Genomic DNA, 19,653 nt, shown 5'->3' with positions numbered 1-19,653 from the left:
ATAGGCGACCGCCGGGTCCGGCGAAGTACAGCCTGCTGTACCCCGGTGGACGCGCTGGCTGGATCGCCGGCCGGTGCGTGGCTGCATAGCGTCAGGGTCATGACCGACCCCGAGACCACCGGCAACCGTCCTGGCATGCTTCGCCCCGTGCTCTGGCTGGTGCTGATCGTCAGCGCCGCCGCCAACGCGACCGCGTCGACCGCCGGCGCGCACCCGATCGTGGGTGTCGGCTTCGGCCTGATCACCCTGGCCAGCGCGGCCGCGCTCGTCGTGCACCACTACCGTCACCGCAGCCGATAAATTCCTGGAAGAATTCTCCGGCGATACTGTCGGATCGGGGCGACGCCGTTCGTGGACAGGTCGAGTGGCCGCCCGTGAGGGGCGCCCCGGAGCACAGGAGTTGGTCTTCAGATGCAGTACCTGGTTTCCGTGATCTTCGACTCGGACGAACTCGCCACCCCGGAGGAGGCGGCGGCAATCGACGTGTTCAACGACCGGGTGCAGGCCGACGGTCACTGGGTCTTCGCCGGCGGTCTCGCGTCGCCCGCGACGGCCACCGTGATCGACAACCGGGACGGGGCGAGCGTGTTCACCGACGGGCCGTTCGTGGAGACGAAGGAGCACGTCGCCGGCTTCTGGGTGTTCGAGGCGCCCGACCTCGACGTGGCACTCAAACTCGCCGCCGACGGGTCGAAGGCCTGCAACCGGAAGGTCGAGGTCCGGCCGTTCCTCGCCCCGCCGGAGTGACCGACGTCCAGACGGCCATCACCCGCGCCCACCACGAGGAGTGGGCCCGGGTGGTCGCCACGCTGACCAGGCGCTTCGGCGACCTCGACGTCGCCGAGGAGGCGGCGGCCGAGGCGTTCGCGACCGCCGTCGAGCGGTGGCCGGTCGACGGCGTGCCGCCCAACCCCGGCGGCTGGCTCACCACCACCGCCAACCGCGAGGCGATCGACCGCATCCGGCGCGAGAACAAGCGCGACGACAAGCAGAAGGCGGCTTGGATGTTGCACGACGACGACCCGCCCGAACCGACCGGCGCCATCGACGACGAGCGGCTCCGGCTGATCTTCACCTGCTGCCACCCGGCGCTCGCGATGGAGACCCGGGTCGCGCTGACGCTGCGCATGGTCGGCGGCCTGACCGTGCCCGAGATCTCCCGGGCCTTCCTGGTCCAGGAAAGCGCCATGGGACAGCGGATCACCCGCGCCAAGGCCAAGATCAAGGCGGCGCGCATCCCGTACCGGGTGCCGGCCGCGGAGGACCTCCCCGGCCGCGTCTCCGGCGTGCTCGCCGTGCTCTTCCTCGTCTTCAACGAGGGCTACCTGGCAACCGGACCGGACACCCCGCCCGTCCGCCACGACCTGACCGCCGAGGCGATCCGCCTCACCCGCCTGATCCGGGCCCTCCTGCCGCGGGACGGTGAGGTGACCGGGCTGCTGGCGCTGATGCTGCTCACCGAGGCCCGCCGCGCCGCCCGGGTGTCGGCCGGCGAACTCGTCGCCCTCGACGAGCAGGACCGCGGCGCCTGGGACACGGCGCTGATCGCCGAGGGCCACCGGCTGGTGCGCGAGCGCCTGACCGTGGTCGCCACCACCGGCGTCGCGCCGGGCCGCTACCAGATCCTCGCGGCGATCAACGCCGTGCACACGTCCGCCCGCGACATCCGCGACACCGACTGGTCGCAGGTCGTCGCGCTGTACGACCAGCTCCAGCGGGTGGACTCCTCGCCGATCGTCGCCCTCAACCGGGCCGTCGCGGTCGCCGAGCTGGACGGCCCGGAGGTGGCCCTGGCCGCCGTCGACCGGCTCGAGGGCGCCCTGGCCGGCTACCACGCCTACCACGCGACCCGCGCGTTGCTGCTGCGCCGGCTGGGCCGCAGCCAGCCGGCCCGCGCGGCGTACGACCGGGCCATCGAGCTGGCCGGCAACACCGCCGAGACCGCGTACCTGACCCGCCGCCGCGACCAGTTGGGGTAACGCGTTTCACGACGCCGGAACCGGATCGCGCCGCCGGGCACCCAGGGTGACGAGCAGCGACGCCGACGTCAGCGCCACCCCGAACCAGACGGCGGCGTCCACGCCCAGCGCATCCGCGAACAGGCCGCCGAAGAGCGCGCCGAGGGCGATCGAGGTGTTGTACCCCAGCGTGTTGATCGACATCGCGGCCTCGAAGGTGTCCGGGGCGGCCGAGAGCATGAGGTTGACCTGGCACAGGTTCGCGGCGCCGAAGGACACGCCCCACAGCAGCACGCCGGCGACCAGGCCCGCGCGGGTGTGGCCGATCGCCAGGAGCAGCAGCATCGAGACGACCAGGCCGGTGACCGCCAGCACGAAGCTTGCGCGCAGGTGGCGGGCGACCGTGTGGCCCGCGACGAAGTTGCCGGCGGCGCCGCCGATGCCGTAGGCCACGAGCAACGCGCTGATGAAGGCCGGCGTCACGGCGGCGTGCTGCTCGGCAAAAGGACGGATGAAGGTGTACGCCCCGAAGTGCCCGAGCACATAGAGAGCCACTGCGTACACCGCCCGGCGCAGCGCCAGGTTGCGCAGCGGCAGGGCGAAGACCTCGCGGACCGCAACGGCGTTGTCCGATGGCAGCGACGGGACGACCACGGCCACCGCCAGGCACACAACGGCGCTCAGGGCGCTCCAGATGAGAAAGGTGCCGCGCCAGCTCGTGAGGTCCTCGAGCAGCGCGCCCAGCGGGATACCGGCCACGGCGGCGATCGAGATGCCGGACAGCGCGGTCGCGGCGGCGCGGCCGGCGTGGCGGGACGGGACGAGCCGGATCGCCATGCTGACGCCGATGGCCCAGAAGACGCCGTTGGCGAAGCCCATCACGAGGCGGGTCGCGAGCACCGGGCCGAAGCCCGGGGCGGCGGCGGTCACCAGGTTTCCGGCGGCGAGGACGGCGAGCAGCACGGTCAGCAGCAGCCGGCGGTTGACCCGGCGGGTCCACGCGACGATGAACGGCACGCCGAGGCCGGCCGAGATGCCGTACAGCGTGACCATCAGTCCGGCGACGCCGACGGAGACCGACAGGCTGCGGCTCATCGGGGTCAGCAGCCCGACGGGCATCAGCTCGGTGGTGACGAACATGAACAGGCTGGCGGTGATGACCGCGACGCCGAGCCACGGCCTTTCCTTGATCGGCATGCGTTGCAGTCTCTCGGGGATCGATTCATGAGTCCAATGCATGTTTGTCAGCCGAGCGATCGTGATTCACGATGGATGCATGGAGCTCCAGCAGATGCGGTACGTCCTCGCCGTCGCCGAGACCGGCAGCTTCACGCGGGCGGCCGAGCGCTGCCTGGTCGTGCAGTCGGCGCTGAGCCACCAGATCGCGCGGCTGGAGCGGGAGCTCGGAACGAAGCTGTTCGAGCGCACCAGCCGGCGCGTGCGCCTGACCCCGGCCGGGGCCGCGTTCCTGCCCGAGGCGCGACACTGCGTGAACGCCGCCGAGCGGGCCGCAGCCGGGGTCGCCGCGGCGTTGGGCGAGGTGCGGGGCCGGCTTGCCGTCGGGCTCATCTCGACCGTGGCCGCGGTCGACATCCCGGGCGCGCTGCGGGAGTTCCGGCGGCGGTATCCCGCTGTGCGTATCAGCCTGCGTGTGCACGCCAGCGACGAGCTGGTCGAGCTCGTCCGCGATGGTGCGATCGAGGTCGCGTTCCTCGGGCTGCCGACGGACGCCCGGCCCGCGGGCGTCGAGTCCCGCGAGCTTGCCCGCGACCGGCTCGTGGCCGTCGTCGCGCCCGACCACCCGCTGGCCGGGGAGCCGGCCGTCGACCTGCGCCGGCTGGCGGGCGAGGTGTTCGTCGACCTGCCGGCCCGCACGGCCGGGCGCGCCCAGTCGGATCAGGCGTTCGCGGCCGCCGGTCTGACCCGCGACGTGGCGTTCGAGGTCACCACGGCATACCTCATCGCCCGCCTCGTCGAGCAGGGCCTCGGCGTCGCCATGATGCCGGCTACCTGGGCGCCGCAGCTGCCCGGCGTCACGGTCGTGGAGGTCACCGACGCCCCCGAGCGGATCGAGCACGTCATCTGGAGCCGCGCCGGTCGCACCCCGGCCGCCACAGCCTTCCTCGACCTACTGGCCTGACCCGGGGCCCACGTGGTGGATCGACAAGAGCTCGCGACCCCGACCCGGAAGCACCCGCGACCAATTGGGGTAGCGCGTTTCACGGCGCCGGAAGTGGTAAGAGACGCTACGTTCCGGCAGCTTCGGCGAAGAGGTCCCCCTGTGTTCGACGGATTCGAAGCGTTCGACATCGCCACGGCAGGTGCGTCGGTGCACGGTCGCACGGGCGGCGATGGGCCGCCGGTGCTGCTGCTGCACGGCATCCCGGAGACCCACCTCATGTGGCACCGGGTGGCGCCCCGCCTCGCCGAGCACCACACCGTCGTGGTCACCGATCTGCGTGGGTACGGCGACAGCGGCAAGCCGCCCAGCACGGCTGATCACGAGCCGTACAGCATGCGCGCGATCGGCGCCGACCAGCTCGAGGTCATGCGACAGCTGGGTTACGACACGTTCAGCGTCGTCGGCCACGATCGCGGCGCCCGCTGCGCCTACCGGCTCGCGCTGGATCACCCCGAGGCGGTCACCCGGCTCGGCGTGATGGACGTGGTTCCCGTCGGCGACGCGTACGACCGTGCCGACAAGGACTTCAGCCTGACCTACTGGCAGTGGTCGTTCCTCGCCGCGCCGGCGCCCGTGCCGGAGCAGTTCATCGGCGCGGCACCGGCCACCATGGTCGACTTCATGCTCAACACCTGGGCCGAGGTGAAGGACGCCTTCCCGGCCGAGCTCCGCGCCGAGTACACCGAGAAGTTCCGCGACCCCGACACGGTGCACGCCATCTGCGAGGAGTTCCGGGCCGCCGCGACCCTGGACTACGAGCAGGACGAGGCGGATCGCGGCCACCGCAGGATCGAGTGCCCGGTGCTGTTCCTGTGGAGCGAGGACGGTGCGGTCGCGACGCTCTACGACGACCCCCTCGCCATGTGGCGGGCGTGGGCCGACGACGTCCGCGGCGGGCCGGTGCCGGTCGGTCACTTCATCCCGGAAGAGGCCCCCGAGGAGACGACCCGCCAGCTCGTGGACTTCCTCCGGTGACGGCATGACCGACATCGCCTACCGCACCGCGGACGTGGCCGGCCTGACGGTGTTCTACCGGGAGGCCGGCCCGGCCGACGCACCCACGTTGGTGCTCCTGCACGGCTACCCGTCCTCGAGCCACATGTTCCGTGACCTGATCCCGCTGCTCGCCGACCGCTTCCACGTCATCGCGCCGGACCTGCCGGGCTTCGGCAGGTCGGACATGCCGCCCAAGAGCGACTTCGACTACACGTTCGAGCACATCACGGACGTCATCGACGGCCTGACCGCGCCACTGCGCCGTTTCGCGCTGTACGTGTTCGACTACGGCGCGCCGGTCGGGTTCCGGATCGCCGCCCGGCATCCCGAGCGCATCACCGCGATCATCTCCCAGAACGGCAACGCGTACGAGGAGGGGCTGAGCGACGCATGGAACCCGATCCGGGCGTACTGGCAGGACCCGTCGGCGGCCAACCGGGCGGCGGTCCGGACCATGGTGGAGCCGCGCACGACGGTCTGGCAGTACACCACCGGCGTCCCCGACGAGACCCGGGTCGGCCCGGACGGCTACGGGCTGGACAACTACTACCTCGGGCGCGACGGCGCCGCCGACATCCAGCTCGACCTGCTCCTCGACTACGCGAGCAACGTGGCGCTGTACCCCACGTTCCAGGAGTACTTCCGCACCAGCCGGCCGCCGCTGCTCGCGGTGTGGGGCAGGAACGACCCGTTCTTCCTGCCGGCCGGGGCCGAGGCCTTCAAGCGCGACCTCCCCGACGCCTGCATCGGGTTCCTCGACACCGGCCACTTCGTCCTCGAGACCCACGCCGAGGAGGTCGCCACGGCGATCCGCGGGTTCCTCACCTGAGCGGTCGGCTCCTTCGAACCCGTCTCCCGGGCCGCCCGGCGGTGCCATGATGATCAGATGCGTGGCACCTACATCGGGCGCGACCGGATGCTCATCTAGGAGCGCCCGACGCACGCGCACCGCCTCGACGACATCACCACGATCGAGGTGCCGGCCGTGAAGCTCGACGACGCGCTGAAGGACGTCCCGGTCATCGATCTGCTGAAGATCGACATCGAGGGCGGCGAGTACCACGCCTTCACCGGCATGATGCAACTCATCCGCGAGGACCGGATCCGGCGCATCGTCTTCGAGTGGAACGCCGTCATGCTCGGCGCGGACACCGGGCGCTTCGCCGCCGTGCTGCGCACGATCCGCGACGAGTGCGGCGGCACCCTCCACGCCCTGAACCAGGAGGGTCAGCCGTCCCCGATCTCGATCGACGAGCTGGAGAAGATCCCGTTCTACCCGTTCGCGGTCATCGAGCTCTGACCGCGCCCGGCACCGTCCTGAGCGAGCCGCCGGGCGCCACCTCGAGGTCGGACGGCGCGCAGCTCGGGGTGCCCTGCGGGACGAGCGCGGCGACCACCGGCCGGCCGGACGTGCGGTCGATGAGCTGCACCGGGGGCCCGGCGGAGTCGCCGAGGTAGCGGTCGCCCCATTGCATGAGACCCACGATCACCGGATAGAGGTCCCACGCCTTCTCGGTGGGGTGGTACTCGGAGCGCTCCCGGGTCCCGTCCTCGCGGTACGGCACGCGGCGCAGCAGCCCGTCGTCCACCATGTCCTTGAGCCGGCCGCTGAGGATCGACGACGAGACGCCCAGGTGCTGCTGGATGTCCTCGAAGCGCCGCACGCCGTTGAACGCCTCGCGCAGCACGATCAACGTCCAGCGCCTGCCGACGACGTCGAGCGCCCGCACGATCGGGCAGTTTCCGAGGTCGACCGACGCCCACTCCATGACGCACGACTGTACCCCCTTGAGTTCGAAGTCAGAAGCCAGCTAGCATCTGGCTTCTGACTTCGAAGCTAGGAGCTATGGTGACGTATGCGTACGACACGCTGACGGTCCGCCTCAAGGACGGCGTCGCGTCGGTCTGCATCGACAACCCGCCCATCAACCTGCTCGACGCGAGGCTGATCGCGGACCTCGACCGCTTCAACACCGACGTGCGTGACGACGACGCGGTCCGGGTCGTCGTCTTCGGCAGTGCCAACCCGGAGTTCTTCCTCGCCCACGGCGACATGCGCCTGGTCACCGACCCGGACGCGCTCGCGGCGTTCGCGGCCGGGCCGGGACCCGGGTTGTACGCGCGGTACCGCACGCTGCCACAGGTCACAATCGGCAAGGTGACCGGCCGGGCCCGCGGCGGCGGCAACGAGTTCCTGCTCACCCTGGACATGCGGTTCGCCGCCATCGGCACCGCGCGGTTCGGCCAGCCGGAAGTCGGCCTCGGCATCTTCCCCGGCGGCGGTGGCACGCAGCTGCTCCCCCGACTGACCGGGCGCGCCCGCGCGCTGGAGGCCATCCTCGGCGCCGCGGACTTCGACGCCGGGACCGCCGAACGGTACGGCTGGATCAACCGGGCCCTGCCGGCCGACGAACTCGACGACTTCGTCGACCGACTGGCAGCCCGCATCGCCTCCTATCCGCGGTCGGCCGTCGACGCGGCCCGCAAGGCCGTCGACGCGGCCGACCTGCCCTTGGAGGAAGGACTCACGGTCGAGGGCGAACTCCTCTGGCCGGTGTTCACCGGGCCCGAGGCGGCCGGCCGTTTCACCGCCGCGCTCGCCGCCGGGGCGCAGACCCGCGACGGCGAGCTCGAGCTGGCCGACCTCCTGAGCCGGATCCGGTAGCCGCACCGGGCCCAGGCGGATGGTGCCGCGACGCACGACGGGGGGTGCCCGGCCCGGCCGGACACCCCGTCACCGTGCGGTGATCAGTGCTCGTGGCTGTGATCGGTGAGCTTGAACGCCAAGCGGCCGTGCGCGAAGGCGCCACCGGCGCGCAGCGCGGCCGCCACCCACGCAGCCTCGGCCAGCTCCGCCTCGGTGGCGCCGGCCTTCACGGCCAGGTTGCTGTGGCCGTCGATGCAGTACACGCACTGCGTGGTCACGGCCACGGCGACCGCGATGAGCTCCCGGTACTTCAGCGGGATCTCTCGCCCCTCGGCGGCGAACACGGCCTGCTCGAACTGGCCGAACGCCTGCAGGATGTCCGGGGTCTCGCGCTTGTAGACCTTCGTGTAGGCGCGGTCCTCAGGACTGTGGTACTCGGTCATCGTCACGTCCGATCATCATGCGGTCTCCTCCCTGCGAGCAGGACCTGCCGCACGCCATGGTGGCACACAACGACCGAATAGCCTAGTAACCCTATCTGCGAGCTAGGAAACAGTTCGGCCGGGGCGGCGGACGTCGCCGCCCCGGCCGGCGCGCTACTGGAAGGAGATGTGGTCGATGGTGATGGTGGAGTTGCCGCCGTACCAGAAGCCCATCGTCAGCTGCGACGGTGAGCTGCGGCTGATCCCATTGGCGGTCAACGGGATCCGGATGTCCTGATAGGACGTCGTGATGACGGGGTGGGCGCCGCCGTCGAGGGTGAAGTCGCCGAACACCTTCGTGGTCCCGCCGAGCCCGAGGTTGAAGTGCGCCTGCTCTCCCCCGGCCGCGCCCTTGACCCGGATCACCAGGTAGGTGCGGTTGCTGAGATCGACGCCGACGTCGGAGCCGAACCAGCCGCAGTTGTTGTACCGCAGGCTCAGCGCCCCGCCGGACACGACGCCGGAGCCGCCCCCGTCGAGGAAGCAGTTGCCGCCGGTCCACTTGCCCAGGTCGTTCTGCGCCGCCGACGGGTACGGCGGGGTGCCGTCGAAGTCGTCCAGGGTCAGGCCGGCCGGGGCGGCGGCGGTGGTGACGGCGACCGCGTTGCTCGCCGGTGAACGGTTCCCGACCGCGTCCCGGGCCTTGACCGTGTAGCTGTACCCGGTCGACGCCGTCAGCCCCGTGTCGACGAACGAGGTTCCGGTCGGCGAACCGACCAATGTGGACCCACGGAACACCTCGTAGCCGGTGACGCCGACGTTGTCCGTCGCACCCGTCCACGACAGCGACACACTGGTGTCGGTCTTCGCCGGCGACGTCAGCGACGGTGCGGTCGGTGCCGTGCAGTCACCGGCACATCCGCTGGTCGTCGCCGGCACCACCGCCGAGGGTCCCGACACGTTGCCGGCCGCGTCCACGGCGCGCACCGTGTACTGGTAGGTCTGCCCCGGTGACCGGCCGGTGTCGGTGTACGACGTGCCGGTCGCGGTGCCGATCTGCGTACCGTCGCGGAGCACCTGGTAGCCGGTGACACCGACGTTGTCGGTCGACGCCGACCAGGACAGCGCCACACTGGTGTTGGTCACCCCGGTCACCGCCAGCCCGGACGGCGCCGACGGGGCCACGCAGTCACCGGTGCAGGTGCCGCCGGTCACCAGCGGGCCGAGGTTGACCCAGCCGTCGGCGCCCTGGTTGGCGTTGGCGAAGGACAGCGGCAGCCGCGGCCGCCACTGGTCGATGATCCAGTCGGTGAGGCGGCTGGCGGCGGGGCGGGCCCGCAGCACGTCGGGCGTGACCGCCTCCAGGGGGTTGCGGACCTTCAGGACCAGGCTGTACGACCCGGCCGGCACGCCCGCGGTGCTCAGCGTCGCCGAGAAGTTGACCGGCCGGCCGAAGTCGAGCGGGTCGGTGCCGACGCCCCAGTCGGGGAACGGCCGGATCTTCAGCGGCTGCACCTGGCGCAGATCCCAGCTGGTGTCCCAGGTCTTGACGACGGCGCCGGTGGCGTCGCGCAGCCCGATGACGGTCGTCCACGGGTAGTAGAACGGTGCGACGCCGGAGTTCTGCATGGTGACGCCGACCTTGAACGTGCCGGCCGCGGTGGCGTTGAAGTTCGCCTGCGGGATGTGCAGGTTGTAGCCCATCTTGCGGACACCGGCGGCGACCTTCGGGTCGGTGACGCTGTACCCGCCGGCCCCGGTCTGGTTGATCATCCAGGTGATGTGGGTGAGTTCGGTTGCGGCCAGGACGTCGTCGACCTGCCCGGAGCCGCCGGGCCAGTCGGTGTAGAGGCTGCCCTGGATCTCGGGCCGGGCCTCGCCGCCGATGGACTGGCTGGTCCAGCGGTTCTCGGTGCCGGTGTTGAGCTGCAACTGCAGGAACGCGTCGTCCCAGCCGTTCATCGACATCGGCAGGGTCATGCCTTTTAGCTGCCCGCCGCGCCACTCCTTGTAGGGCCACGAGTCGTCGTGGAAGCCGATGTTCGCCGTCTCGGTCCCGGCGAGTGGGTACCGGACCTCGAGCTGGATGTTGGCGAACGCGGCGTCGAACGCGCCGATGATGGTGCGGATCGTCGCGTCGGTCGGCATCAGGTCGGGGTAACCGTCGGCGGCGTCGCGGTCGTAGGGCCAGGTGTGCCACTCGCCCCACAGGCCGACGAGGCCCAGGGACATGAACCCGATGCGCGGGTCGGCGGTGCCGCCGGGGCCGGCCCGGTCGTAGCGGTTGGCGAATGCGGTGATGAAGCTGGTGATCGCGGCGATGACGTCCGGGTCGTCGTAGTCGGGGCTGACGGTGCCCCAGAACCCGTTGGTACGCAACGCCATCTTGCCGTTCAGGCAGGGCGGGATGCCGTTGCCGGGGTGGGTACCGCTGCCGCCGGGGTATTCCAGGTAGAACCGGAACGCCACCTGGCGGCCCCACACGGCGGCCTCGTCGAGGGCCTTCTCGAACACGCTCCAGTCGAACACGGCGCAGCTGGCCGGGTCCTTCATGACCTCGTTGAGGGCGAAGTAGCTCCAGACGAGACCGCCGGGGTACTTCGTGGACAGGTTGTCACCGGGGAACAGGTACGGGGCGAATCCCTTCAGCGGCTGTCCCACCGGGGCGTCGGCGTAGGCGTAGGTGTGGGTGGCGAGACTGGTGTCGGGGCCTGGTCCCGCGGCGGGGCGCGGCGGCGGTCCCGCCGGGGCCGCGCTTGCCGCGGTGGGCAGCAAAGCGAGCAGCAACATAGCGACAACGGCGAAGCGCAGGGATCGCAACATCAGACACCGCCCAGCGTGAGCCAGCCGGTGCTGGTGTTCTGCGCGGCGTTGGCGAACCGCAGCGGGATGCCGTTGCGCAGCGGGTTGTCCACGCGCATGACGATCGAGTAGCGGCCGGGGCGCAGACCGCGGGTGTCGATGCGGGCGGACAGCGTGGTGGGGGCCTGGCCGGGCTGGATGCCGGTGAGGTTCCAATCGGTGTGCCAGCGCCGCACGATCCGGCCGTGACCGTCGACGGCGGCGAGCTCGGTGCCCCAGCCGGCGTAGAACGGTGCCACGCCCCGGTTCGCGACACGGACGGAGACCCGGTCGCGGCCCAGCGCGGCCTCGGTGACGGTCAGCTCGTAGCCGAGGGACCTGGCGGCGGCGACGGCCCGCTGGTACTTGTCGCCGGTGAACCCGGTGCCGGTGAACGCGGCGTGGTTGATCAGCCAGGACGCGTGGGTCTGGGTGACGGACTCGGCGTAGTCCTCGTACTGGGTGCAGCTGACCGGCTCGTCCCACAGGCAGGACTGGATCTCCGGCCGCAGCTCGCCGCCGATCGGCTGGGTGCGCCACTTGTCGGTGACGCCCTCGTCGATGAGCCGCTGGACGAAGTGCCACGACGTCGGCGGCAGCGTCTCGAACGCGAACGAGTCGTCGTGGTAGCCGACGTTCAGTGGCTTGTTCTGCTGGCTGGGGTACCGCGCCAGCAGGAACGTCCTGTCGAACGCCGCCTCGTACCGGTCCAGGATGCGGGTGAGCACATCGGTGCCCGGCATCCAGTTCTCGGGCTGGGTCCAGCCGTCGTAGGGCCAGGTGTGCCACTCGCCCCAGAAGCCGATGAGGCCGAGCGTGATGTACCCGATGCGCGGGTCGCCGTCGTAGCGCCGGCCGAGGGCGGTGATGAAGTTCTCCAGGGCGGCGACCAGGCGCGGGTCGTCGTAGTCGGGCGAGACGCTGACGCCGTTGTTGCCGAAGTCGGGGTACGGGCGGGTGACGAGCCCGGCGTCCAGCAGGTACTGCGGGATGCCGGTGGGCTTGCCGGGATAGTCCAGGTAGAACCGGAAGACGGCCTGGTGACCGCGCCCGGCGATGGCGTTGAGCTGAGCCTCGAAGGCGTCCCAGCGGAACTGCCGCGGCCCGGTCATGACATCGCGCAGCGGCAGGTAGAACCACTCCATGCTGTGCGGGAACGTCTGGTAGTCGCCGGCGAACGGCATGAATCCCTTCAGCGGGTTGTCGGCGGGCGCGGGCGTGTAGGCGAGGGGTTTCCACCGCGGTTCGGCGGGGTGTGCGGCGGCGGGAGTGCCGGCGGCGCCGGCGGTGAGGGTGAGGGCGGTGAGCAGGGCGACGGTGAGGCGCAGGGCTCGTCTCATACAGGTTCCTCGTGCTCGGAAGGGGTGCCGAGGGCGCGATCGGGCCCGACGCGTCGGTCACCCTCTCGGCTTTTGGCGGCAAGCTTTACGCAGAGGTATTGACTAACTTACGAAGGACTACATCATTATTCGAAGACGAGCCGGCTGGCAAGAGCCAACCTTCGATCAGCCGCGGCCGATGCGCCCGGCGCCGCCCAGGACGGCGCCGGCGCTCAGCGCTGCGCGAATCCGGCGACCTCGTCGAGTCGCGGCGCATGCCCTCGTCCGCGGTCCGCAGCGTGGGACGTCCACACCGACGGCCGCCCGGTCACTCCCGGCCGAGGTCGTGCGTGTTCATCGCGGCGCGCAGGCGGAGCCACGTCGGATCGGAATCGCCGGCTTCGGTGACGGTTTCGAGGTCGTCGGCGCTCCACGTCCGTTGCCCGTCGGCACGGAGCAGGGCCGTCTCCAGGTCGGCGTCCCCGGGCAGTTCGGCGGTGCCGGCAAGGTACTCCTGGACCCGCTCACGCGCGGCCGCCCCGTCACCGGAACGGGCCTCCCATGGCTCGCCGGTCACCGTCACGCGCCCGGAACGGTCGGCGACCACCAGTTGGCCCGACGGCGTCACCGTCAGTGCGCTGACCGCGGCGCCGGTGACCGCCCGCCGGGACACCCGTTCACCCTCGAGGTCGAACTCGATGACGTTCCCCTGCGGCGAGCCGGCCAGCAGCACCGCGGCACCCGGCGCGAAGGCGATGTTGTGACTGGACCACAGTGCCTGTTCCTCGAGCCATTCCGGCGGGTACGGGAAGCCCGGGTACGGATCCCCGAACGCCGTGTGCAGGACCTTGCGCAACGTCGGGAATTCGAACACGTCCAGCGACTGCACGTACGCATTGCCGCGCAACGCCAGGTACCGGCCGTCGCTGGAGAAGACCGGCGGGTGATAGCCGTCCACGTCCAGGACGATCGCGTGCCGGTAGACGCGGATACCCGCCGGGACGGCGTCGTCCGGCCGGGCGAAGAGGACGTCGGTCGCACCCTGCTCACTGGAGAGCGTCACGAGCAGGCCGCCGCCGGGATGTTCGACGATCCCGGTGTCCCACCACAGGCCCGCCTCCACGGTGCCGGTGGCGAGGTCGAGCACGTCGGAGCGTTCCCATGCCTTGTCCTCGCCGGCCACCGACGACGGCGACACCCACAGGGTCCGCCCGTCCGGACTGAACGCGATGTCCCGATGGTCGGCGCAAGCGGGCAACCACGGCAGTTCGGCGACGCCGTCGACGGTCCAGCGGCGCAACCCGGCCGCGCCGATCACCATCAGGCTCGGCTCGTGCGGATGCCAGGCCACGGACGGGGTGAGCTCGTGCCGCTCCCATGACTCGGGCGGATATGCGGCGGCATCGTCGCCGACGCCGCCGAGTTCCCGGAGACCATCCCCTTCCAGCTGCCACACGCGCACCACGGGCCGGTCGGAGTCCAGGCCGGCGATCAGCGGCAACCGGGGGTGACAGACAAGCCGCTCCACGAAGGACACGTCAGGACCTTAGCGAACGCGATCACGTGGCGCATGGGTCGTCGTGTGACATCGATGTCCGACCGGCTCCACCAGCGCAGTTCTGACGGTTGACACGAGCCGGAGCCTGCGGTCTATATTGGCGGGAATCCATCGACCCCTTCAGGTGCGGCGGCCTGAAGGGCGATGAAAACGTTTGCAGGATTTCTCACCAGGGGCTCATCCAGCGCAGCGCCCGCGTCGGCACTGCGTTCGCCGGTGTGCCCAACGGCCTCCGAAAAGGAGACAACGCGTGTCCAGTACGTCATTGCGCCGGTGGCTCGCCGTCCTGGCCGCCGCCTGCCTCGCCGGCATCGCGGCGCCCACCGTTCCCGCCGCGGCGGCCGGCGCCTTCAACGTCCGCGACTACGGTGCCGCCGGCAACGGCTCGGCCAACGACACCCCGGCCATCAACCGGGCCATCGCCGCCGCCAACACCGCCGGCGGCGGGACCGTCGTGTTCCCCGCCGGCACCTACCGGTCCGCCAACTCGATCCACCTGCTCAGCAACGTCACGCTGCAACTCGACAGCGGATCCACCATCCTCGGCGCGCCCGGTACCGGCTACGATCCCGCCGAGCCGAACCCGAACGACGCCTACCAGGACTTCGGCCACAGCCACTTCCACAACGCCATGATCTGGGGCGACCGGCTCAGCAACATCGGGATCACCGGCTCCGGCACGATCGACGGCGGCGGCTTCCTGAAGATCCACGAGAACGACCTGCCGGATCCCGGCGAGGCGGACAAGATCCTGGCCCTGACCAGGTGCACGAACCTCCGGCTGGACGGCGTCACGCTGCGCCGGGGCGGGCACTTCGCCGCCCTCGTCAACGGCTGCGACGGCGTGCAGTCCAACCGTCTGCGTATCGATACCGCGAGCGACCGCGACGGCTGGAACGTCATCAACACCCGCAACGTGGTCATCACCGACGTCGCCATCGCCGCCCAGGACGACGCGCTCGCGTTCAAGAGCGACTGGGCCCTCGGCCAGCGGTTCCAGCAGGGGCACGTGCGGGTCACCGGCGCCCAGCTGTCGGCCGTGTGCTGCAACGCCCTGAACTTCGGCTCGGAGACCTGCAGCGACTTCAGCGACTACGTCTTCGACACCGTCACCATCACCGGCGCCAACAAGGCCGGCCTGGGCATGGTGTCGATGGACGGCGCGAACATCTCCGACGTGCACTACCGCAACATCACCATCACCGGCGTCGCCGCACCCATCTTCCAGAAGATCGGCACCCGGAAACGCTGCGGCGACAACCCCGGCGTCGGCAGCATCCACGACATCACCTACGAGAACGTCACCGCCACCGGCAAGGGTCCGCAGACCCCGACGCTGTGGGGCGCCGACGCCACCCACCGGATCAGCGACGTCACCTTCACCGACGTCGACGTCTACGTGCCCGGCGGCAGCGCCAACCTCGGCACCGCGGTGCCCACCAACGACCCGAACGCCTTCAACCCGGCCAGCATCGGCACCCGTCCCGCGTTCGGCTGGTACCTGCACAATGCCGACGACATCCACTTCACCGGCGGCTCGGCGCACTTCACCGCCAACGACAACCGGCCCGCCGTCATCGCCGACGCCGGCGCCTCGGTCACGTTCGACCGCTTCGTCACCGAACGAGGCAGCGGATCGCCCTACGACACCCGGTTCCAGAGCATCGCCGGCTACTGCGTCAGCAACGGCACCAACACCACCGGCGGGACGACGCGGGTCAGCCAGACCGGCTCGACCGAGAACTGCGCCGCGCCGCTCACCATCACCGGCGTGACCGTCGCCGGTTGGTCGGTGCAGCCCGATCTGCGCACCGGCGCCACCCAGTACGGCGACCGGGCCTACACCTTCGCGTCCGTGCCGGCCGGTCTCGCCGGCGCCCAGTGGATCCGCACCACCAACGACTCCAGAACCGCCACGACGGACCCGCTGGTGCGGTTCACCGTCAACCGGCCGGTGACCCTGTCCGTTGCCGTCGACACCCGCCGCGGCCGCCTGCCGTGGATGGACACGTCCTGGACCAGCACCGGCACCCAGCTCACCAACACCGAGAGCCCCAGCCGGAGCTTCGCCGTGTACTCCAGGACCTTCCCAGCCGGGCAGATCGCGCTCGGGCCGAACGCCGAACCCGCGAAGGGCAGCAGCATGTACACGGTGGTCGTGCGGTGACACGCCGGGCCGAAGGCTCAACTCGGCCCCGGCCCGGCCGATGATCCCGGTGTCAGGTCCGGCCGGTGTGGGTGGAGGCGGCATGAGTGCAGGTGCGACCGGGCGGCGCTGGCTGGCCGTGGGCCGTTCGGACAGCCTTGACAGCGCTACTGCCGCGGCAACGGCTGCCCGGGCCGCCATGACGGGCGCGGAGCCGAAACTCGTCATCGTGTTCAGCGCCATCACGCACGACCCGGCCGCGGTGCTCGACGGGGTGCGCCAGGTCGCCTCGGGCATGCCGGTCGTCGGCTGCACCACGCACGGCGAGATCGGCCCCGGCGGGCCGACCGACGGCACCGTCACGGTCGCGGCCCTCGGTGGTCCCGGCATCACCGTGTCCACCGCCGTCGCCGAAGGGGTCGCCGGGCGGCAGCGCGACGCCGGCGCCGAGGTCGCCCGGTGCGCCGAGCCCCTCGCGGACCAGCCGCACCGGGTGCTGATGCTGCTCACCGACGGGTTCGTCCGGGACCAGGAGTCGATCCTGCGCGGTGTGTACAGCGTGCTGGGCGCGGGAGTGCCGTTGTTCGGCGGCGCGTCCGCGGACGGCTGGCGGATGACCGGTTCGCACCTCTTCGCCGGTGACCGGGTGCTCAGCGACGCCGACGCCGTCGTCGCCGTCACCATCGCCTCGGAGGCACCGCTGGCGGTCGGCGTGCGGCACGGGTACCGCAAAGTCGGCGACGCCATGATCGTCACCTCGAGTGGCGGCGGCCGGATCCAGACGCGACGGCACCGACGGGGTCATCCTGCGGCTCGCCCAGCGCATCACCGACCTCGCCTGGCAGAACCGGGTCGAGCCGCGCGTCCTGCCGGACGCCCTGAACGTCCCACGGACGTTCAGGTAGGCGGCGCGGGCTCGCCGCGCACATGGAAGCCGATGTCGTCCTTGATGAGGCTGCGCGGGGACACCGGTAGCCACTGGGGGTCGGCCAGGTCGAGCCGGTCGAACTCGATGCCGTTGTCGTGCACCGTGCGCAGGAACTCCTTGAGGAACTCCACGGTGAGCTGTTCGCCGCCGCAGCGGCGGTAGCCGAAGCCGAAGGGCGCGTAGCCGGCCGTGTCGCACAGCGGGTGTTCCGTGCCGTCGACCACGCTGTACACCGCGCCGAAGGCACCGTTGGTCACCTCGGCCTGGCGGCCGTCGTTGAGTTTGAACGGGGCGGGCGGGAAGGGGCAGCGGGCCAGGCCGGCGGCCCGTGCCCGGGACTCGCTGTCGAGCGTTGTCGGTGCCGTGCGGTAGCGGTCCGGGTCGAACTGATCCGGGTTGCGCCACTGGTGGCGGTCGTGGTTCGACGGCGGGTGCGGGGTGACGACGCTGTGGTCGCGGGACGTCACGCCGACCGCCGTCTCCACGGTCGACAGGCTGCCCGCGTTCGGTGAGATCGTGCGGAACAGCTCCATCACGAACCGGTCGAGCGGCGGGAAGGCGGCGTCGTCGGGGTCCATGCGCATCGTCCGGGCGAACCAGGACCGCACGACGGGGTTGCCGTGCGTGGCGTCCAGCGCGGCCATGGTCTGGTAGATCATGTTGCCCCACTGGCTGAAGGCCAGGAAGTTGTGGAAGCACTCGAAGATGATGTCCTTGCGGCGGAAGTGCTCGCCGCCGCCACCGTTCTTGAGCCAGTAGTGGACGAACGTCTCCTCCGGCGCCGCGACGGTGCCGTCGATCACCGCCTGCACCCGGTCGTCGATCCACGTCGTGAGCCGCGGACGCAATGCGCGCACGCGCATGAAGTGCTCATGGACGATGTCCGAGGTCGGGTACCAGTGGCCGAGCACCGTGGTGAAGCTGGTGCCGAGCTCCCGCACCTCGGCCGGGATGTCCTCGCCCGTGGCCCCGAGGTGCAGGTCCCAGTAGAGGTCGAAGTAGGCCGTGTAGTACTGCTGCATCAGCGGCCGGCCGGCGTTGGCCGGGTCGAGCAGCCGGGCGATGAAGCGGCGGACCTTGCCGGCGTACCTGGTCGCGTAGAGGTCGGGCGTGGTCGCCGAGTGGTAGATCTTCTTGCGCTCGTTGTCCGGCCCGCGCTGCTCGTACCCCTGGATGAAGACCGCGACGCCCTCCTCCTCCGGGTCCGGCGCCCACCCGTCGTACAACATCCCCCAGAAGTGCGGCGGCGCGGCGTTCTCCTTGCTCAGCGCCAGATCGATCATCGGCAGCGCCGGGCGTTCCCCGATGGTCTGCTCGCTCAGCAGGTACGGCACGACCGCGTGTTCGACGTACTCCGGATCGAATGCCGGCGGCAGCAGCTTCGCCAGCTCCTTCGGCAGGATCATGCCTCCCAGGCAAGCCGCCGCGGTCCGCAGCGGCATGACCCGGCCCGGATGACCCGGCGATGAAAGTTTCGCCGCGTTTCCTGCGGATTCCCGCCATCACCTTGCCGAAAAGGTTTTCGGCGCGCACCGTGGCGTGGTCCATTGATGAAAGGGGATGCGATGCGGTACCGCGGTCTCATGCTCGCCGCCGCCACGATCGGCCTCGCCACGGCCGGCACGGCGGTCGCCACCACCTCGGCCGGCGCCGCCGTCACCGGCTGCCGGGTGACCTACACGATCAGCTCGCAATGGCAGGACGGGTTCGGCGCCAGCGTGGCGATCACCAACCTCGGCGACCCGGTCAACGGCTGGACGCTCACGTGGAGCTTCGCCACCGGCCAGCGCGTCACCCAGGCCTGGAACGCGACGGTGACGCAGAACGGCTCCGGCGTCTCGGCCGTGAACGCCGGCTACAACGGCGCCCTGGGTACCGGCGCGAGCACGTCGTTCGGCTTCAACAGCGCCTGGAGCGGCTCGAACCCGGTGCCCGCCACCTTCCGGCTCAACAACGTGGTCTGCACCGGCACCGCCGGCCCGACCACGAGCGCCTCCCCCACCAGGACCGCGTCGCCGAGCGCCTCCAGCACACCCGGTGATCCAGGCACTCCGGGCACGAAGACGGTGCGGGTGTTCTGGCTCAAGCCGACCAACGTCGCGTTCGACCAGCGGTACCCCGACGGCATCGCAACCGTGATGCGCGAGGCGCAGCGCTACTACCGCCAGGAACTCGGCAGGACGTTCGCGCTCAACGCCACCGTCGTGGAGACGGTCAACGGCGAGCACGACACAACGTGGTACATCAACACCAACTGCGACCCGAACGGCGATCGCTACTGGTGCGTGGTCGCGAACATGCAGGCGGAGCTGCGGCGCCGGTTCGGTCTCGCCAACCCCGACAGCCGCTGGCTCGTCGTCGGCGAGATCAGCGCCGAGGATCCCGGAAAGTCCGGCGGCGGCGCCAGCCCCGGCTGGGTCCTGCTCTCCGGCCACGACGCCGACGGCGGCGCCGGGCTCAACGGCCCGATGAACCGCTGGTACGGGGGCATGGTCCACGAGCTCGGCCACGGCTTCGGCCTGCCGGACTCGACGTCCACGGACGGCACCCCCATGTCCGCGTCGTTCTACAGCTACCCGAACACGCACTTCAGCCAGGCCCAGAAGAACGCCATCCTCGCCGGCCCGTACGGCAGCTTCCTGACGTAGCTGTCCCC

17 protein-coding genes are annotated in these 19,653 nt (G+C 70.8%); 11 read left to right on the top strand and 6 right to left on the bottom strand.

From position 1 onward, the window contains the following. The first annotated feature begins 99 nt into the window (after positions 1-99). The 3 genes from ACFPIJ_RS22450 (at position 100) to ACFPIJ_RS22440 (ending at position 1,979) form a co-directional block, all read left to right on the top strand. Positions 100-300: a hypothetical protein gene (locus ACFPIJ_RS22450; RefSeq protein WP_380117134.1), complete on the top strand. Its 201-nt coding sequence runs from the start codon at positions 100-102 to the stop codon at positions 298-300. A 111-nt stretch (positions 301-411) separates the two neighbouring features. After that, positions 412-747 (top strand): YciI family protein, encoded by a 336-nt coding sequence (locus ACFPIJ_RS22445; protein ID WP_380117133.1) that lies wholly within the window; start codon positions 412-414, stop codon positions 745-747. After that, complete coding sequence (locus ACFPIJ_RS22440) at positions 744-1,979, top strand: RNA polymerase sigma factor (protein WP_380117132.1); 1,236 nt, start codon at positions 744-746, stop codon at positions 1,977-1,979. The genes ACFPIJ_RS22445 and ACFPIJ_RS22440 overlap by 4 nt, the downstream gene beginning before the upstream one ends. Positions 1,980-1,985: 6 nt before the next feature. Here the strand turns inward: ACFPIJ_RS22440 and ACFPIJ_RS22435 are convergent, their stop codons facing one another. Next, the gene (locus ACFPIJ_RS22435; protein WP_380117131.1) at positions 1,986-3,155 is read right to left on the bottom strand and encodes an MFS transporter; all 1,170 of its coding nucleotides are present in this window, start codon (positions 3,153-3,155) and stop codon (positions 1,986-1,988) included. Positions 3,156-3,234: 79 nt separating this feature from the next. Here ACFPIJ_RS22435 and ACFPIJ_RS22430 point away from each other — a divergent pair, with 79 nt between their 5' ends. From ACFPIJ_RS22430 to ACFPIJ_RS22415, 4 genes are all read left to right on the top strand, one after another. Beyond that, complete coding sequence (locus ACFPIJ_RS22430; protein WP_380117130.1) at positions 3,235-4,098, top strand: LysR family transcriptional regulator; 864 nt, start codon at positions 3,235-3,237, stop codon at positions 4,096-4,098. A 141-nt stretch (positions 4,099-4,239) separates the two neighbouring features. Then, positions 4,240-5,115, top strand: a complete 876-nt coding sequence (locus tag ACFPIJ_RS22425; protein ID WP_380117129.1) for an alpha/beta fold hydrolase — start codon at positions 4,240-4,242, stop codon at positions 5,113-5,115. Between the two features lie 4 nt (positions 5,116-5,119). Beyond that, positions 5,120-5,965 carry an alpha/beta fold hydrolase gene (locus tag ACFPIJ_RS22420; protein WP_380117128.1) on the top strand — a complete coding sequence of 282 codons (846 nt, stop codon included), beginning with the start codon at positions 5,120-5,122 and terminating at the stop codon, positions 5,963-5,965. 132 nt (positions 5,966-6,097) lie between these two features. Next, entirely contained in the window at positions 6,098-6,436 is a 339-nt protein-coding gene (locus ACFPIJ_RS22415) for an FkbM family methyltransferase (protein ID WP_380117205.1), read from the top strand. On the opposite strand, the gene ACFPIJ_RS22410 is transcribed toward ACFPIJ_RS22415, so the two are convergent. Then, positions 6,423-6,905 carry a winged helix-turn-helix transcriptional regulator gene (locus ACFPIJ_RS22410; RefSeq protein ID WP_380117127.1) on the bottom strand — a complete coding sequence of 161 codons (483 nt, stop codon included), beginning with the start codon at positions 6,903-6,905 and terminating at the stop codon, positions 6,423-6,425. The two genes, ACFPIJ_RS22415 and ACFPIJ_RS22410, sit on opposite strands and share 14 nt — an antisense overlap. Before the next feature lie 77 nt (positions 6,906-6,982). Between ACFPIJ_RS22410 and ACFPIJ_RS22405 the strand changes: the two genes are divergently transcribed. Continuing rightward, positions 6,983-7,801 carry an enoyl-CoA hydratase/isomerase family protein gene (locus tag ACFPIJ_RS22405; RefSeq protein WP_380117126.1) on the top strand — a complete coding sequence of 273 codons (819 nt, stop codon included), beginning with the start codon at positions 6,983-6,985 and terminating at the stop codon, positions 7,799-7,801. 83 nt (positions 7,802-7,884) lie between these two features. On the opposite strand, the gene ACFPIJ_RS22400 is transcribed toward ACFPIJ_RS22405, so the two are convergent. The 4 genes from ACFPIJ_RS22400 to ACFPIJ_RS22385 form a co-directional block, all read right to left on the bottom strand. Further along, the gene (locus ACFPIJ_RS22400) at positions 7,885-8,226 is read right to left on the bottom strand and encodes a carboxymuconolactone decarboxylase family protein (protein ID WP_380117204.1); all 342 of its coding nucleotides are present in this window, start codon (positions 8,224-8,226) and stop codon (positions 7,885-7,887) included. 153 nt (positions 8,227-8,379) lie between these two features. Continuing rightward, complete coding sequence (locus ACFPIJ_RS22395) at positions 8,380-10,995, bottom strand: fibronectin type III domain-containing protein (RefSeq protein ID WP_380117125.1); 2,616 nt, start codon at positions 10,993-10,995, stop codon at positions 8,380-8,382. 32 nt (positions 10,996-11,027) lie between these two features. Then, the gene (locus ACFPIJ_RS22390; protein WP_380117124.1) at positions 11,028-12,386 is read right to left on the bottom strand and encodes a DUF4832 domain-containing protein; all 1,359 of its coding nucleotides are present in this window, start codon (positions 12,384-12,386) and stop codon (positions 11,028-11,030) included. A gap of 307 nt (positions 12,387-12,693) precedes the next feature. Further along, positions 12,694-13,902 (bottom strand): WD40 repeat domain-containing protein, encoded by a 1,209-nt coding sequence (locus tag ACFPIJ_RS22385; RefSeq protein WP_380117123.1) that lies wholly within the window; start codon positions 13,900-13,902, stop codon positions 12,694-12,696. 271 nt (positions 13,903-14,173) lie between these two features. On the opposite strand from ACFPIJ_RS22385, the gene ACFPIJ_RS22380 reads away from it, so the two are divergent. The 3 genes from ACFPIJ_RS22380 to ACFPIJ_RS22370 all read left to right on the top strand — a co-directional run bounded on the left by ACFPIJ_RS22380 (position 14,174) and on the right by ACFPIJ_RS22370 (position 19,645). Beyond that, entirely contained in the window at positions 14,174-16,090 is a 1,917-nt protein-coding gene (locus ACFPIJ_RS22380; RefSeq protein WP_380117122.1) for a glycoside hydrolase family 28 protein, read from the top strand. Between the two features lie 82 nt (positions 16,091-16,172). Continuing rightward, positions 16,173-17,159 (top strand): FIST signal transduction protein, encoded by a 987-nt coding sequence (locus ACFPIJ_RS22375; protein WP_380117121.1) that lies wholly within the window; start codon positions 16,173-16,175, stop codon positions 17,157-17,159. A 1,403-nt stretch (positions 17,160-18,562) separates the two neighbouring features. Then, on the top strand, positions 18,563-19,645 hold the full coding sequence (locus ACFPIJ_RS22370) for a cellulose binding domain-containing protein (RefSeq protein ID WP_380117120.1): 1,083 nt from the start codon (positions 18,563-18,565) through the stop codon (positions 19,643-19,645). Positions 19,646-19,653 lie beyond the last annotated feature (8 nt).

Origin of the sequence: Dactylosporangium cerinum, from assembly GCF_042653625.1 — a bacterium.
Taxonomy (GTDB): Bacteria; Actinomycetota; Actinomycetes; order Mycobacteriales; family Micromonosporaceae; genus Dactylosporangium; species Dactylosporangium cerinum.
Note: the sequence above shows the minus strand (reverse complement) of the source record. Positions and strands in the feature narration are given on the sequence as shown.

What these genes read in the sequence shown, in the direction of transcription:
- ACFPIJ_RS22450 (WP_380117134.1), top strand. Translation starts at nt 100, where the DNA reads ATGACCGACCCCGAGACCACCGGCAACCGTCCTGGCATGCTTCGCCCC.
- ACFPIJ_RS22445 (WP_380117133.1), top strand. Translation starts at nt 412, where the DNA reads ATGCAGTACCTGGTTTCCGTGATCTTCGACTCGGACGAACTCGCCACC.
- ACFPIJ_RS22435 (WP_380117131.1), bottom strand. Translation starts at nt 3,155, where the DNA reads ATGCCGATCAAGGAAAGGCCGTGGCTCGGCGTCGCGGTCATCACCGCC.
- ACFPIJ_RS22430 (WP_380117130.1), top strand. Translation starts at nt 3,235, where the DNA reads ATGGAGCTCCAGCAGATGCGGTACGTCCTCGCCGTCGCCGAGACCGGC.
- ACFPIJ_RS22420 (WP_380117128.1), top strand. Translation starts at nt 5,120, where the DNA reads ATGACCGACATCGCCTACCGCACCGCGGACGTGGCCGGCCTGACGGTG.
- ACFPIJ_RS22410 (WP_380117127.1), bottom strand. Translation starts at nt 6,905, where the DNA reads ATGGAGTGGGCGTCGGTCGACCTCGGAAACTGCCCGATCGTGCGGGCG.
- ACFPIJ_RS22405 (WP_380117126.1), top strand. Translation starts at nt 6,983, where the DNA reads ATGGTGACGTATGCGTACGACACGCTGACGGTCCGCCTCAAGGACGGC.
- ACFPIJ_RS22400 (WP_380117204.1), bottom strand. Translation starts at nt 8,226, where the DNA reads ATGACCGAGTACCACAGTCCTGAGGACCGCGCCTACACGAAGGTCTAC.
- ACFPIJ_RS22395 (WP_380117125.1), bottom strand. Translation starts at nt 10,995, where the DNA reads ATGTTGCTGCTCGCTTTGCTGCCCACCGCGGCAAGCGCGGCCCCGGCG.
- ACFPIJ_RS22390 (WP_380117124.1), bottom strand. Translation starts at nt 12,386, where the DNA reads ATGAGACGAGCCCTGCGCCTCACCGTCGCCCTGCTCACCGCCCTCACC.
- ACFPIJ_RS22375 (WP_380117121.1), top strand. Translation starts at nt 16,173, where the DNA reads ATGAGTGCAGGTGCGACCGGGCGGCGCTGGCTGGCCGTGGGCCGTTCG.
- ACFPIJ_RS22370 (WP_380117120.1), top strand. Translation starts at nt 18,563, where the DNA reads ATGCGGTACCGCGGTCTCATGCTCGCCGCCGCCACGATCGGCCTCGCC.